Below are 14,847 nucleotides of genomic sequence, written 5' to 3' on the forward strand. Positions count from 1 at the left end.
CGTTTGACATCAGGCGAAACGGTTCGAAAAAGGCGCCTTTGCCCCGCGGGGCGGCGCCGCGGCTATCCAAGAAGCACCAGCATGCCTGAGTGGGGTGCGAGCGTGCAGACGAGAGACGCCCCTTCGGGGCCGGCTTCCAGCGAGCAGCGGGACGTGCCGTCGGGCGTCGCGCCGCCGAAACGCTGCCAGTCGCTATCGATCAGCACCCGGCAGGATGCCTCGTCGGCGCCCTTCGCGTCGTCAGATGGAGCGGCGCGCGGCATCGTTTCCGCGGCGTCGGCGCCCAGCGAAACGCGCCAGCCCGCATGCTCGCGCTCGTCGGCGTTGATGAGGCAGGCGACGCGCTCCACGGAGCCGCCTGCCAGGCTGCCTCGGCGCACGAACGCATAGAGCAGGCGCTCCTCCTCGTGGCAGTCGAGCCACTCGAATCCATCCCTCTCGAAGTCGCGCTGCCAGAGGGCGGGATGCTCGAGATAGACGTGCGAGAGCTCGGCCATATAGCGCCGGAACGCATCGTGGACGGGAAAGTCCAGCAGGCACCAGTCCTGCTCGCGCGACTCGTCCCATTCGCGCAGCTGCGCGAACTCGGACCCCATGAAGAGGAGCTTCTTGCCCGGATGCGCCGCCATGTACAGGTAGAGGCAGCGCGCCTGGGGGAATTTGCCCTCGTAGCCGCCGTGCATCTTTTGGGCGATGGTCGCCTTGCCGTGCACGTTCTCGTCGTGGGAGAGCGCCAGCAGATGCCGCTCGTTGTAGTAATACATCATCGAGAACGTGAGCTTATGGTAGTTGGCGCGGCGCTCCGAGGCGGGCATCTGGAAAAACGAAAGCGTGTCGTGCATCCATCCCAGGTCCCATTTATAGTCGAAGCCGAGCCCGCCCGCGTCCACCGCTGCGGTGACGCCGGGGTAGGTGGTGGAGTCCTCGGCGATGAGCAGGCGCTCGGGAAAGCGCTCCTTGAGCCCCGCGTTCATGGTCTTCAAGAAGCCGACGGTATTGCCGTTGACCCCACGCCGCTCATCGCCCTGCCAGTAGATGAGTCGGCTCACGGCGTCCATGCGCAGGCCGTCGAATCCATAGGTCTCCATCCAGAACGCGGCGGAGGACTGCAGAAAGCTTCGCACTTCGCCGCGCGAGTGCATGAAGTTCATGCTTCCCCATTCGCTCACGCCCACCGCCTCATGCGGGTACTCAAAGAGCGCCTCGCCGGTGAAGCGGGCGAGGCCGTAGGCGTCGCATGCGAAGTGGACCGGCACGAAGTCCAGGATCACCGCGATGCCTGCTCGATGCAGGGTGTCGATGAGCTCCATGAGGTCCGCGGGCGAGCCGTAGCGGCTGGTGGCGGAGAAGAACCCCGTGTCCTGGTAGCCCCAGCTCTCGTCGGCGGGGTGCTCGAGGATCGGCATGAATTCCACGGCGTTCATGCCTGCCTGCGTGAGATAGGCTGCGAGCGGCTCGGCGATCTCGCGGTAGGTGGGAAAGCGTTCGGGATCGGTTTCGCTGCGGCGCCACGAGGCCAGGTGCAGCTCGTAGATGTTGAGCGGACGGTCGTGTCGGAGCGCCTCGCGCCTGCGGCTCGCCCAGCCTCCGTCGTCGCGGCGCGCGGCGATGGATTCCAGGTCGCAGACGATCGAGCGATGCGCGGGGCGAAGCTCCATGGCAAAGCCAAAGGGGTCGCAATGGTCGGTAAAGGTGGCGCCCGAGGCGTCGGGGGAGTGATGGATGCGGAGTTCGTAGCGGTCGCCTGCGCGGGCTTCGGCAACGGCGGCATCGAAGAAGTTGCCATCGTAGGCGCGGGCGCAGGGGATCGCGGCTGCCTGCCCGGCAGGGTCCCCCTCATGGGAGAGCAGTATCTCGACGCCATGGGCGCCGGGGGCAAAGACCCTAAACGCCACGCCGCCGCCCGGCAACAGGTGGGCTCCCAACATGCCATGCGCATCAAAGGATGTTCCCTGATAGAACGCCTGAAGATCCACGATGCCCTCCATTCCTCCCGGCGTGAGCCAAAATAATAGATAAGCGTCTAATAATGGACTACTATAGAGAATATCAGGGCAGGAGCAGCGCGGGCATCGTCGCTTGGCCGGGGATGTCAAATACTGGACGATGCTGCAGAAGTGACTAGCGGACTTGACGGTTCGCCGGCGTGTTGCTGGCGGCATGGCTCATGCAGCCGTCAGGATGGATCGGCGGTCCTCCTGTCGACAGGCGCGGATACCCACGGAAGGGGGCACCCGATGGATCTGAGAGAGCGTAAGACGCGCCGCAGCATTCGCGAGGCGTTTCTGGAGCTGTTGGAGACCAAGCCGCTCGAACGCATCACCGTGAAGGAGCTCGCTGCCCGCGCCGAGATCAGCAAGGCGACGTTCTATCTGCACTATCACAGCGTCTTCGACCTCTCGGAGGCGCTCCAGCGCGAGCTGGTGGACGACGTGGTGACCCATATCCTTGCCGAATGCGACCCCCTTACAGGGTCGACGGACCTGGTGGTCGAGCTGTTCGAGGCGTTTGACGAGCGACGCGAGCTCGTCGACCTCCTGTTTTCGCGCAACGGCTCGTTTGCGTTGGCGGCGCGCATCGAGGACGCGATCCGGGAACGCATCCTGGAGCAGGAGCCCTCGCTGCGCGACGACGTGCGCTTCAACACGCTTTTGACCTACCAGGTCCAGGGAGGGTATTGGGCCTATTCAACCAATCGCCGCAAGTTTCAGGCGGCAGACGTGGTCGGCGTCATCGCGGAGGCGTCGAGCGCGGTCACGAGCCTCATGCGATAGCGGGCGGGCTGTACGCGGGTGTCGCTGGGTACCATGGTTTCGGGGCGATCGCGCCTAAACTCCGAGTAGAGAGGACCGCCATGGCCACAGATATCGACACGCGTGACCACGAGATTGTATCAGGCGACGCCGCGCACAACGCGGACGCGGCTTCCGCTCCGAGCACCGAGGGGGAGGCCCGCGTCGAGCAGCCGCGCGCCGACGCCGCCGCTTCGGACGACGATGCCTGCGACGAGGCGTCGGGGCGCGTGTATCACCGCGGCCCGGTCATCATGCGCGGCAACATGATTCCCACGGACAACACCTACGCGAACCTGCTCGCCCCCGAGAAGTCGACCGACTGGCTCCACATGGATCCTTGGCGCGTGCTGCGCATCCAGGCGGAGTTTGTAGACGGCTTTGGGGCCCTGGCAGAGATCGGTCCGGCGGTGGCGATCTTCGGGTCGGCCAGGACCGATCGCCGCGACCCCATGTACAAGGCTGCGCGCCGCTGCGGGCGCATGCTTGCCGAGGCGGGCGTCGCCACCATCACGGGCGGCGGTCCGGGCATCATGGAGGCGGCGAACCGCGGCGCCTTCGAGCGCGGAGGCACCTCGGTGGGGCTTGGCATCGAGCTGCCGCACGAGCAGGGCATCAACCGCTGGGTGAACCTCGGCATGACCTTCAGGTACTTCTTTGTGCGCAAGACCATGTTCGTGAAGTACTCAGAGGGCGCCATCGTGTTCCCGGGAGGCTTCGGTACGCTCGACGAGATGTTCGAGCTGCTGACGCTCGTACAGACGCACAAGGTTGCCCGCACGCCGGTGGCGCTGGTGGGCCGCGACTACTGGGCGGGCCTGTTCGACTGGATCGAGGGCACCCTCAAGGCCGAGGGCATGATCTCCGAGCTCGACCAACAGCTGGTGAAGATCACCGACGACATCGAGGAGGCGGTGGCGGTGGCGCTGAGCGGCATTCGCAGGTGAGAGCTCGACATTGAGATTCTTGGGTCCGATGGGCTAGGATGGATGGCAAGAAAACCTGGCGAGAAAGGTGACATTATGGCGGAACGTACTGGCGGACGCTCGTTTGGAGGGCGCAGCAATCCGCGGCGCGATGCGCGTCGCGCGGCGGCGGAGCGGCATACCGAGGAGGTTGCGCGTCGCTGCGCAAAGGATATCGAGCGCTCGCTTGCCGGTGTCGTGAGCTTCGATGGCTTCCCTGAGGTCGAGGTCGCCGAGCCTGTCGTGCCTGAGGTCACGGTGGTTGCCGAAGACGCCTCCGCCGCCATTATCGAGAACGGACGAGGGTACGCGCAGTTCTGCGACCTCGCGGTGCTCGACTTCGCATCGTTCGTGACCCCCGCGGGTGGCTACATTCGCGGCGCATGGGCGCAGGAGCAGGCGCTCTGCGCTGATTCCTACCTGCACAACGTGCTCGACGAGCAGCGCGACTGGTATGCCGAGAACCGCCACCGCAACATCAACTGCGAGCTGTACCGCAACCGGGCGCTCGTGGTTCCCGCCGTGCGCTTCGAGCGCGACCACGTGCACGCCTATGCCGACGTCATCGTCGCCGCGGCGCCCAACGCCAAGAGGGCGCGTGATGAATACCATGTGGACGAGAGCACCCTGCTGGCGGCCATGCGCGAGCGCATCCGCTTCGTCCTCGCCATCGTCGACAAGCTCGGTCGCGACAAGGTGGTGCTGGGCGCCTACGGCTGCGGCGCGTTTGGCTGGGATGCCGAGCAGGTCGCCGAGATGATGCGCGAGGAGCTCGCAGGCGGATCCCATGCCGTGAAGCAGGTGATCATCGCCGTGCCCCGAACGCGCTACGACGACAACCTCGCCAAGTTCGAGCACGCGTTTTCGGCATTTCCCGAGAAGCCCCAGACCAGCTATGCCGAGGCAGCGGCGGCTGCCGCCGAGGAGCGCCGGGCGCAAGAGGCGGCTGCGGCAAGCGATGACGACGAGGACGAGGACGACTGGCGCAAGTATCTGTGACGCAGCCGACGACTCGATCTTCAAGCGCAGGGCGCAGACATGGGAAGGGGCCGGCATCCCAGAAGGATGCCGGCCCCTTGTGCATGGATGCGCTTCGCTGGCGGGCGCGTCGTCAGCCGCGCGAGGATCGTGTCCCGATGGGCTCTCAGCGCTCGATCTTCTTGATCGAGACGCCTTCGACGACGAGCGTGATGCCTCCGACGACGAGGTAGGCGGCGATGAGGTAGCTCAGCGCGAGGCTCGTCGCGAGCGGCATGAAGATGAACGCGATGCCGAGGATGATGTTCAGGATGCCGGTTGCCGTGCTCATGGAAGAGGTCGGAATCTGGTAGAAGCGCATTTGGCGCGAGAACGAGATCCGCTCGATGCCGGTCATGATGAGCAAGAACGAGAGCAGGTAGACGATGGCCCCTGCCATGACGCTCGCAGGCAGCGCGAGCAGAAGCACACCGAGCACGGCGTTAAGAATGCCGGTCGCCAGCTGGGCGCCGTTCCGGAAGAACTCGGGCGTCTGTATATACGCTGCGAACTGTCCGATACCGTGTACGATGAGGACGACTGCAATTGCTGTCTGGATGAAGAGGTAGGTGCCGATGGGCGCCGCAATGGCGGCGACGCCTGCGAGCGCAAGGATGATGCCTAAGACGATCATGCCCGCCTTCGCGCGGCCTGCGGTCTTGTTCCAGCGCTCGATATAGTCGTTGACGTAGTCGTGGTTCGAGTCGTACCAGTTCATAAGGAACTCCTTACATATAAGAAAGGCTCCCCGACGAAGTGCCTGTCAGGGAGCGCGTTGGTATCTCTCTTCTACCCGTGGCATCTGCCGATAACAGGGTGCGGGCCTTTTGCCGCAAGTACATATTTTGCACACATTGTGCAAAGGCTGCGCTTGTTGACGCAATATCAATAACGTAGGCGTGTCCTCACGCTGGCTGATGGCCGTGCTGGTCTCGTCATAATGCTTGTAGACAACGTGATGGTCATTACCCGCCGCTTACCCGCGACTCACATGTTCCTGTCATAATGGCCGCGAAACCACATAGTTGCAGAGAGCCCGACGAGCGGGCGGAGAGGGGAGACATATGGCGGTGGCCAGCGGCAGCGATCATCAGGCGTTTGCGGGGGTGCCTGGAAGCGGGGCAGCCTCGCAAGAGGTCGAGGAGAGGATCGCCCGTCGCATCGCAGAGATTCGCGCCGACTCCCCCGTTCCGGTGGACCTGCCCGATGCGGTGGGGCCGAAGGGCCGAGAGACCTATGGCTTGATCGACTTTGCCGGTCTGCCCAATACGCGCGACCTCGGCGGTCTTGTCGGTGCCGACGGTCGCCGCATCAAGCCGGGGCTGTTGCTGCGCTCCGGAGCGCTTTGCATAGGCGACGCGTCGGATATCGCGCGCCTGCACGACGCCTATCACCTTGGGCTCGTCGTCGATCTGCGGAATGGGCACGAGCTTGTGGAGCTGCCGGACCCCATGGAGGCGTTTCCGGAAGCACGCTTCATCCATGCCGACATCCTTGCCCGCAGCGCCGAGGGCATCACGCAGGAGCAGGGTACGCGGGACAAGATTTCCAGCCAGCGCGCCGAGCTTGACCGCGCGGCCCAGACGGAAGACGACGATTCGTTTATGCGCAAGATGTATAAGTATCTTCTGTTGAGCGAGTCGGGCCGCAGCGGCTATCGATCGCTGCTGCGCGGCATCATCGACTGCAAAGGCGGCGCGGTGCTCTGGCACTGCCATGTTGGACGCGACCGCTGCGGCATGGCGTCGGCTCTTGTGGAGACGGTTCTTGGCGTCGGCTGGCAGGACATCGTTTCGGATTATCTCGCGACGAACATCTTCACCGACAACGAGTTCACCTATACCTATCCCGCGTCGCTGCGCTACATCGACTCGGCCCGCGAGGGCGTGGAGAGCGAGTGCGGCGGCTTCATGGGATACATCGAAGACGTCCTCGGCGTGACTCCGTCAGAAGTCGAGCTTTTGCGGGAGCGGTATCTGGAACCGTAGGTCGTGGGGGCCTACGGTCGGGCGTGCTTCATGAACACGAGCGTTTGGGTCGAGCGCCCCGCGCGGTCGCGACCCTCATGCGAGAGCTCCGGGCAGTAGGCATAGCCGACGTCGAATCGCGTGAGCTCGCATGCGTCTTTGACCCCGCGCTCCGCCATCCAGCGCACCATCGACCCGCGGGCGATCTTGGATGCCGTGGCGCGCTGCACGGGCTTGTCCCCTCGCAGCTCCTCGCCAAAGATGCAGGTGGTTGCATGGGAATCGGCTGGAAGGTGGGGAAGGACCGCCTTGGCGTACTCGGCGCTCGCGAGGTTCACCACGCAGACGGGACCGTCGGCGCATATCGCCCGTGCGAGAAGGTCGCCCCAGAACGCATAGAGGTCCCGCGCGCCGTCGACGGCGAGCTTCGCGCCCATTTCGAGCCGATAGGGCTCCACGGCGTCGAAGGGGCGCACGCAGCCGTACAGGCCCGAGAGCACCCACAAGTGTTGCTGCAACCATTCAAGCTCGTCACAATCCATGACCTCGGGCGCCATGCTGCGGAACTGAATGCCCGTGTACGAGAAGATGGCGGGGGAGACGAGGCGCGCCACGCGCGGGTCGTCGAGCTCCTGCTTGTCCGCGACGGGCACGAACGCGTGCAAGCGCTCAACATTCTCCGCAAGCAGTTTGTCGCTCACCCGCCAGAGTGCTTTGAGGGCGGATGGGCCTTCGCGAAGCTCCAGCGCATGCAGCTCTTTTATGAGCCGGGCCGTCTTGGCGGGGAAGGGCGAGATACTCTGGGGCAGAAACGTATCGGTGCTGACGGTCATCTGCTTGGCGGGGGAGATGATTGCTTGGAGCATGCGGGACTCCTTGGGAATGCATGGGCGTGGCTGGCCTGTGGGGCCGATGCCATTGTGCCATGACGGCCCCCCGCGCGCACTGGTTCCCCGGTTGTGTGGCTTCTGCATGCCGTCCTACCGTTCACCGATGGCGAACGGTGAACGGCGCCTCCTTGTCCGTCAACGGTACGGCGGCGCGCAAAAACAAAATACCAGCTTGCGCATGGTGGTATAACTTAATCAATGATATGGAAACGTTTACAAATAGAGAACGTTTCCAATCCAACAGTTCCGATTAAGGAGGAGTAACCATGTTGGATAGGCGCCAGTTTGTGACCGCGGGACTCGGAGCGGCTATGGTGGCCGGAATTGCCGGTTTGGCTGGATGCAGCGGTGGCAACTCGGGCGGCGCCGGTTCTGCAACCGGCGGTGACGATGCCAAGGGCAAGGTTTACTACCTCAACTTCAAGCCTGAGCAGGATACCCAGTGGCAGGAGCTCGCCGAGCTCTACACCGAGGAGACGGGCGTGCCCGTGACGGTGAAGACGGCCGCCTCCGGCCAGTATGAGACCACGCTCAAGTCTGAGATGGCCAAATCCGAGGCGCCCACGCTCTTCCAGGTGAACGGACCCGTGGGCCTGGCTTCGTGGAAAGACTACTGCTACGACCTCGATGATACCGACATCATGGGCGAGCTCACCAAGGACGACTACGCGCTCAAAGGCGACGACGGCAAGGTCAAGGGTATCGCCTATGTCATCGAGTCCTACGGCATCATCTACAACAAGAAGCTGCTCGAGGAAGCCGGCTACACGGCGGATGACATCACGAATTTCGAGAGCCTGAAGAAGGTCGCCGAGGACATCACCTCCCGCAAGGACGAGCTGGGCTTCTCGGCGTTCGGCTCGGCCGGCATGGACTCCAGCTCCGACTGGCGCTTCAAGACCCACCTGGCCAACCTGCCCATCTACTACGAATACAAGGCCGACGGCATCGACACCACCGACGCCATCAAGGGCACCTACCTGCCGCAGTACCGTCAGATCTGGGACCTCTACATCAACAACGCCACCTGCGACCCCGGTCTCCTTTCCACCAAGACCGCCGATGACGCCACCGCAGAGTTCGTCACGGGCCAGTGCGTGTTCTATCAGAACGGCACCTGGGAGTACGCGAACGTCGCCGAGGTTGGCGACGACAACCTGGGGCTCCTGCCCATCTACATCGGCGTCGAGGGCGAAGAGGACCAGGGTATCTGCACCGGTTCCGAGAACTACTGGTGCGTGAACAAGAACGCCTCCGAGGACGACATCCAGGCGACGCTCGACTTCATCAACTGGTGCGTCACGTCTGATACGGGCACCACGGCCATGTGCGGCGCGGATGGCGCAATGCCCTCTGGCGACCCCGGCATGGGCTTCGTGATCCCGTTCAAGGATAACCAGCCTTCCGAGAACGTTCTCAACAACCTCGCCGACGAGATCAACGCCGACAAGACGCCTGTTAAGTGGTGCTTCTCCACCATGCCTTCCGAGGAGTGGAAGAACGGCGTGGGCTCCGCGCTTACCACCTATGCGGCCGATCAGACCGATGCCAACTGGGATGGCGTCGTGACCGCGTTTGTTGACGGCTGGGCCTCCGAGGCGGCTGCCGCCAAGTAACGCCGCGACCAGACTTGCGCGTTAAACACGTTCTCCTCCAGGCGGCGAGTGGGCGGTATGCCTGCCCGCCGCCTCTCATATAAAAAGGAGGTAGTCGTATGGAGAAAGCGATCAAGCGTTACTGGCCGGTCTTCATCGTCCCCACGCTTTTGGCGTTCATCATCGGGTTCATCATTCCGTTCGCGCTGGGCCTTTGGCTCTCGCTTTGCGACTTCACCACAGTCACCGATGCCACGTTTGTGGGATTCACCAACTATATTCGCGCATTCGAGGACACCATCTTCCAGCACGCCTTCTGGTTCACGGCGCTCTTCGCGGTGGTCTCGCTCGTGGTGATCAACATCGTGGCGTTTCTTTTGGCGTTCGCGCTCACGCAGCGCCTGCGCGGCACCAACTTCTTCCGCACGGTGTTCTTCATGCCCAACCTCATCGGCGGCATCGTGCTTGGCTACATCTGGCAGCTGATCTTCAACGGCATCCTGCAGCAGTGGAACCAGGCCATCGGCCTCAACGAATGGTACGGCTTCGCAGGGTTGGTGATTCTGGTAGCTTGGCAGCAGATCGGCTACATGATGATCATCTACATCGCCGGCTTCCAATCCATCCCCGACGACGTCCTTGAGGCGGCGGAGATCGACGGGGCGAACTGGTGGCAGAAGCTTGTGGGCGTCACCATCCCCATGATGATGTCGTCGATCACCATCTGCATGTTCCTCTCCATCACCAACGGCTTCAAGCTCTTCGACCAGAACCTCTCGCTCACGGCGGGCGAGCCCTCTAAGCTCTCGGAGCTCTTGGCGCTCAACATCTACAACACGTTCTATGGCCGCACGGGCTGGGAGGGCGTAGGCCAGGCGAAGGCAGTCATCTTCTGCATCGTTGTTGTGGCGATCGGCCTCATCCAGCTTAAGGTCACGCGTTCGCGGGAGGTGCAGCAGTAATGGGAAAGAAGAAGCTCATCCGTGGCGCCGGCACGGGCTTGCTTGCCATCATCTGCGTGGCGTGGATCTTGCCGGTCATCATCGTGCTCTTCAACTCGTTCAAGAGCCGTACGTTCATCAGCCTGTTGCCCTTCGAGCTCCCGGATGCCGACACGTTCGTTGGTTTTGAGAACTACCTCTCGGCCATCGACCGGTATGGCTTCTTGGATTCCGTGGGTTGGACCGTCTTCATCACCGTGGGCTCGGTCTTCGTCATCCTTCTGTGCTGCTCCATGTGCGCTTGGTTTATCACGCGCGTCACCAACGGCTTCACCAAGGGCATGTATTTGCTCTGCGCCGTCTCGATGGTCGTGCCGTTCCAGATGGTCATGTTCACGCTCTCGCTGGTGGCCGACCGCCTGGGGCTCGACACCCCATGGGGCATTATCATCATCTACCTGGGATTTGGCGCGGGTCTTGCCGTGTTTATGTTCTGCGGCTTTGTGAAGACCATCCCGGTTGAAATCGAGGAGGCCGCTCTTATCGACGGCTGCTCGCCCTTGCGTGCCTTCTTCTCGGTGGTGGTCCCCATCATGAAGCCCACCTACATCTCGGTGGGAATTCTTGAGGCAATGTGGATCTGGAACGACTTCCTGCTGCCCTATCTGGTGCTCGACACCAACGAGTACAAGACCATCTCCATAGTGATTCAGTTTATGAAAGGTTCGTACGGACGCGTTGATATGGGCGCTATCATGGCCGCCCTTATCATGGCCGTCATCCCTGTGGTCATCTTCTATCTGGCATGCCAAAAGTACATCATCAAAGGTGTTGCCGCGGGTGCGGTTAAGGGGTAGCGACCCATGGACATCAGGGATATCGCAGCGTTGTCGGGTTATAGCGTGGGGACCGTCTCGCGGGTGCTGAACGAGCACCCCAACGTGAGCGACCGTGCACGCGAGCGCATCCTCGCGGTCATCCGCGACTGCGGCTACGAGCCCAACAGCAATGCACGTTATCTCAAAATGCAGACCAAGACCTCTATCGCCGCCTTTGTGAAAGGTACCCACAACCTTCTGTTTGCCGACATCTTGGAGCGCATGCAGACGCTTCTCCTTGAGATGGGCGAAGAGATCCACGTGGTCTATATGGACGAGGACGAGAACGAAGTTCAGCGGGCTGTCGCCTATTGCCGCATCCGCCGCCGCAAGGGGCTGATCTTTTTGGGCGGCAACCCGTTGTACTTTGCCCGGGGTTTTGGCGAGATCGCCGTGCCCAGCATCTTGGTGAGCGGTTCGGCCGAGGGCCTTGGGTTCACAAACCTCTCGAGCCTCACCACCGACGACGCCGATGCGGCGGCGACGATCATCGACGAGCTGGTTGATCGAGGCCACACGCGCATCGCCATCATCGGTGGCAATCGCGAGGCGAGCCAGGTGGGCACGTTGCGTCTGGAAGGGGCTCTGGCGGAGCTGGAGCGGCGCGGCATCGCCTTCGACAGGGAGCTCGACTACGAGCCGTGTCGTTTCTCAATGGCGGACGGCTACGACGCGACGGTGCGCGTCCTCATGCGCTCGCGTGGGGTGACGGCCATCTTCGCCTTGGGCGACGTCATCGCCCTCGGTGTCATCCGGGCGCTTGTCGATGCGGGCCTCTCCGTTCCGGGAGACATGTCGGTGGCGGGTTTCGATGGGGTGGACTCGGGACAGTTCAACGTGCCGCGCCTCACCACCATCCGGCAGGACGCCGACCTCTTTGCACGGCGGGGTGTGGAGCTGCTCCTTGAGCACATCGAGCACCCCGAGCTCGATGCGGTGCACGAGGTCGTCCCCTTCAAGCTGTTTCGTCGGGAGAGCGTGGACAGACCCGCTGTTCACGCGTGAGCGTAAAGATTGGAGCAAAGCTATGCGCGAGGCTGGAGTCCTCATGCCCATCACCTCGTTGCCCAGCCCGTACGGCGTGGGCACCATGGGTGCGGCTGCCCGCTCCTTCATCGATTTCCTCAAGGCTTCGGGTGTCTCGGTGTGGCAGATGCTGCCCATCGGCCCCACGAGCTACGGAGATTCGCCCTATCAGTCGTTTTCTGCATACGCGGGAAACCCCTATCTCATCGATTTTGACGATCTGGCTGCCGAGAGCTTGCTCGATCCCGCCGAATACGAGGGGATGTTCTGGGGCGATGACCCAGAGCGGGTTGATTACGGCGCACTCTACGCGATCCGCTGCACGGTGCTTGCCCGGGCCGTCGAGCGGCTCTGCGCCGAGCGCGGCGAGGCGTTTGCGCACTTCTGCGACACCGAGGCGCCTTGGCTTGATGACTACGCGCTCTTCATGACCATCAAGGATCTTGAGGGCGGGCATGCGTTTCAAGAATGGCCGGACGAGCTGCGGCTGCGTCGTGCCGATGCGCTCGATGCGGTGCGCGCCACCGCCGGTGACACCATCCGCTTCTGGAAAGGCGTGCAGTGCCTTTTCTCCATGCAATGGGAGCGTCTTCACACGTACGCGCGCGAGGCGGGCGTGAAGATCATGGGGGACTTGCCCATCTACGTGGCGGAGGACAGCGCCGACGCGTGGTCCCGCCCCGAGCAGTTCCAGCTTGACGAGAACCTGCGGCCCACCGAAGTGGCGGGTTGTCCGCCCGACGGCTTCTCGGCCACAGGTCAGCTGTGGGGAAACCCGCTCTTCAGGTGGGACTACATGGCGTCTGACGGCTATAGCTGGTGGTTTGGGCGCATCGCCTACCAGCTGCGGCTGTTCGACATCATCCGCATCGACCATTTCCGGGGTTTTGATTCGTATTACGCCATCCCCGCTGGCGCCGCGTCCGCCGAAGGTGGTCGGTGGCGCGAGGGGCCGGGCATTCGCTTCTTCGAGCTGCTGCGCGAGCGCCTGGGCAGCTGCGACATCGTGGCGGAGGATCTGGGGTTCCTCACGCCCTCGGTGCACGAGATGCTCGCTGCAAGCGGTTTTCCCGGTATGAAGGTGCTGCAGTTTGCCTTTGATAGCCGCGACGGTGGCGACGAGGCCTACCTGCCCTACACCTATTCCAGGAACAGCGTCGCCTATGTGGGCACCCACGACAACGACACCGCCCTGGGCTGGCTCGCGTCGGCCCCGGCGGGCGACGTGGCGCTGGCGCGGGAGTATCTGCATCTCGACCCTGCCGAGGGCGAGGGATGGGGCATGATGCGCGCCATCTGGGCAAGCGCTTCAGATCTTGCGGTGGTGCAGATGCAAGACCTGCTGGGCTTGGGCAGCGAGGCGCGCATGAACACACCCTCCACGCTTGGCGGCAACTGGTGCTGGCGGGCTCGCGCCGGCTTCGATAGCGCCGATCTGGCTCAACGCTTGCATCGGCAACTGGAATTGTACCGGCGTCTTCCCGCTCGGGGCGGCTCCGCAAAAGAAAGGGATTGATTACCATGGCAGAAGTTCAGCTCAAGCACGTAGAGAAGGTCTACAAGGGTGCCGGCGCCAAGCGTCGCTTCAAAATGAGGCAAGCCGAGAAGAAGAACAACCTCAAGATCACCGACGAAGGCGTCGTGGCGGTCGAGGACTTCAACCTGGATGTTGCCGACGGCGAGTTCGTGGTGCTCGTGGGCCCCTCCGGCTGCGGCAAGTCGACCACGCTGCGCATGGTGGCGGGCTTGGAGGAGATCACCCGCGGTGAGGTGTACATCGACGGCAAGCTGGTGAACGACGTGGCGCCCAAGGACCGCGATATCGCCATGGTGTTCCAAAACTACGCGCTGTATCCGCACAAGACGGTGCGTGCCAACCTTGAGTTCCCTCTGAAGCTCCGTAAGGTGCCCAAGGAGGAGCGCACCCGCAAGGTGGAGGAGGTCGCCCGCATCCTGGATATCACCCTGTACCTCGACCGCAAACCCAAGGCGCTCTCGGGCGGTCAGCGGCAGCGCGTGGCGATCGGCCGCGCCATTGTGCGCGAGCCCAAGGTGCTCCTTATGGACGAGCCGCTCTCAAACCTCGATGCCAAGCTCCGCAACCAGATGCGTGCCGAGCTCATCAAGCTGCGCAAGAGTGTGGACACCACGTTCATGTACGTCACGCACGACCAGACCGAGGCCATGACGCTCGGCGACCGCATCGTGATCATGAAGGACGGCATGATGCAGCAGGTGGGCACACCCGAGGAGGTGTACGACCATCCGGCGAACATCTTCGTGGCGGGCTTTATCGGTACGCCACAGATGAACTTCATGGATGCCGAGCTCAAGCGCGACAGCTCGGGCGCGTATGCGGTTGAGGTCAACGGGGCCACGTTTGTGCCCGCCGCCGCCAAGCAAGAGCAGCTGCGCCGTCGTGGCGTGGGCCCGCAGAAGGTTACGCTGGGCGTTCGCCCCGAGCACATCCAGCTGCATGCGGACGGTGCGCATACGCTTGAGGGCACCGTCGAGGTGACCGAGCTCATGGGCAGCGCCCTCCACGTGCACCTTCGTGCGTGCGGACAGGATGTGGTTGTGATCATGCAGGGTACGGGCGACGACACGCTTTCGTTTGGCGTGCACACCGGCGACAAGGTGCCCTTCACGTTTGGTGGGGGCGCCATCCACCTCTTCGACCCCGAGACGGGGGAGAACCTGGAGTAGCGCCGGGTGAATGGCGGGGCGGCACACGCCGCCTCGCGCTGCGCCTAGGAAGGCGCTCCTACAACTACGG

Annotated in this window: 13 protein-coding genes; 10 read left to right on the plus strand and 3 right to left on the minus strand. The window is 63.1% G+C overall.

Going from position 1 to position 14,847, the window contains the following annotated elements; genetic code table 11:
• Window positions 1–62: 62 nt before the first annotated feature.
• A complete protein-coding gene (gene glgB, locus H6A15_RS08100) occupies window positions 63–1,976 on the minus strand; it encodes a 1,4-alpha-glucan branching enzyme (RefSeq protein ID WP_204673246.1) in 1,914 nt (637 codons plus the stop codon).
• A 261-nt stretch (window positions 1,977–2,237) separates the two neighbouring features.
• Between glgB and H6A15_RS08105 the strand changes: the two genes are divergently transcribed.
• The 3 genes from H6A15_RS08105 to H6A15_RS08115 all read left to right on the plus strand — a co-directional run bounded on the left by H6A15_RS08105 (window position 2,238) and on the right by H6A15_RS08115 (window position 4,756).
• Complete coding sequence (locus H6A15_RS08105; protein WP_204673247.1) at window positions 2,238–2,774, plus strand: TetR/AcrR family transcriptional regulator; 537 nt, start codon at window positions 2,238–2,240, stop codon at window positions 2,772–2,774.
• A 272-nt stretch (window positions 2,775–3,046) separates the two neighbouring features.
• Window positions 3,047–3,739 (plus strand): TIGR00730 family Rossman fold protein, encoded by a 693-nt coding sequence (locus H6A15_RS08110; protein WP_204673272.1) that lies wholly within the window; start codon window positions 3,047–3,049, stop codon window positions 3,737–3,739.
• A gap of 75 nt (window positions 3,740–3,814) precedes the next feature.
• Window positions 3,815–4,756 carry a TIGR02452 family protein gene (locus tag H6A15_RS08115; RefSeq protein WP_204673248.1) on the plus strand — a complete coding sequence of 314 codons (942 nt, stop codon included), beginning with the start codon at window positions 3,815–3,817 and terminating at the stop codon, window positions 4,754–4,756.
• A 145-nt stretch (window positions 4,757–4,901) separates the two neighbouring features.
• Here the strand turns inward: H6A15_RS08115 and H6A15_RS08120 are convergent, their stop codons facing one another.
• Window positions 4,902–5,492 carry an HdeD family acid-resistance protein gene (locus tag H6A15_RS08120; RefSeq protein WP_204673249.1) on the minus strand — a complete coding sequence of 197 codons (591 nt, stop codon included), beginning with the start codon at window positions 5,490–5,492 and terminating at the stop codon, window positions 4,902–4,904.
• A gap of 346 nt (window positions 5,493–5,838) precedes the next feature.
• On the opposite strand from H6A15_RS08120, the gene H6A15_RS08125 reads away from it, so the two are divergent.
• Window positions 5,839–6,762: a tyrosine-protein phosphatase gene (locus tag H6A15_RS08125; protein WP_204673250.1), complete on the plus strand. Its 924-nt coding sequence runs from the start codon at window positions 5,839–5,841 to the stop codon at window positions 6,760–6,762.
• A gap of 11 nt (window positions 6,763–6,773) precedes the next feature.
• Here H6A15_RS08125 and H6A15_RS08130 read toward each other — a convergent pair whose 3' ends face one another.
• A complete protein-coding gene (locus tag H6A15_RS08130) occupies window positions 6,774–7,607 on the minus strand; it encodes a YaaA family protein (protein WP_204673251.1) in 834 nt (277 codons plus the stop codon).
• Window positions 7,608–7,897: 290 nt separating this feature from the next.
• Here H6A15_RS08130 and H6A15_RS08135 point away from each other — a divergent pair, with 290 nt between their 5' ends.
• The 6 genes from H6A15_RS08135 (at window position 7,898) to H6A15_RS08160 (ending at window position 14,777) form a co-directional block, all read left to right on the plus strand.
• The gene (locus H6A15_RS08135) at window positions 7,898–9,247 is read left to right on the plus strand and encodes an ABC transporter substrate-binding protein (protein WP_204673252.1); all 1,350 of its coding nucleotides are present in this window, start codon (window positions 7,898–7,900) and stop codon (window positions 9,245–9,247) included.
• Window positions 9,248–9,345: 98 nt separating this feature from the next.
• On the plus strand, window positions 9,346–10,188 hold the full coding sequence (locus H6A15_RS08140; protein WP_204673253.1) for a carbohydrate ABC transporter permease: 843 nt from the start codon (window positions 9,346–9,348) through the stop codon (window positions 10,186–10,188).
• Window positions 10,188–11,024: a carbohydrate ABC transporter permease gene (locus H6A15_RS08145; RefSeq protein ID WP_204673254.1), complete on the plus strand. Its 837-nt coding sequence runs from the start codon at window positions 10,188–10,190 to the stop codon at window positions 11,022–11,024. The genes H6A15_RS08140 and H6A15_RS08145 overlap by 1 nt, the downstream gene beginning before the upstream one ends.
• Before the next feature lie 6 nt (window positions 11,025–11,030).
• Window positions 11,031–12,050: a LacI family DNA-binding transcriptional regulator gene (locus tag H6A15_RS08150; RefSeq protein WP_204673255.1), complete on the plus strand. Its 1,020-nt coding sequence runs from the start codon at window positions 11,031–11,033 to the stop codon at window positions 12,048–12,050.
• Between the two features lie 22 nt (window positions 12,051–12,072).
• Window positions 12,073–13,587 carry a 4-alpha-glucanotransferase gene (malQ, locus tag H6A15_RS08155; protein ID WP_204673256.1) on the plus strand — a complete coding sequence of 505 codons (1,515 nt, stop codon included), beginning with the start codon at window positions 12,073–12,075 and terminating at the stop codon, window positions 13,585–13,587.
• A gap of 5 nt (window positions 13,588–13,592) precedes the next feature.
• Window positions 13,593–14,777, plus strand: coding sequence for an ABC transporter ATP-binding protein (locus tag H6A15_RS08160; RefSeq protein ID WP_204673257.1), 1,185 nt, complete (start codon window positions 13,593–13,595; stop codon window positions 14,775–14,777).
• Window positions 14,778–14,847 lie beyond the last annotated feature (70 nt).

This window comes from Enorma phocaeensis (genome assembly GCF_016901575.1).
GTDB classification, from domain to species: Bacteria; Actinomycetota; Coriobacteriia; order Coriobacteriales; family Coriobacteriaceae; genus Limicola; species Limicola phocaeensis_A.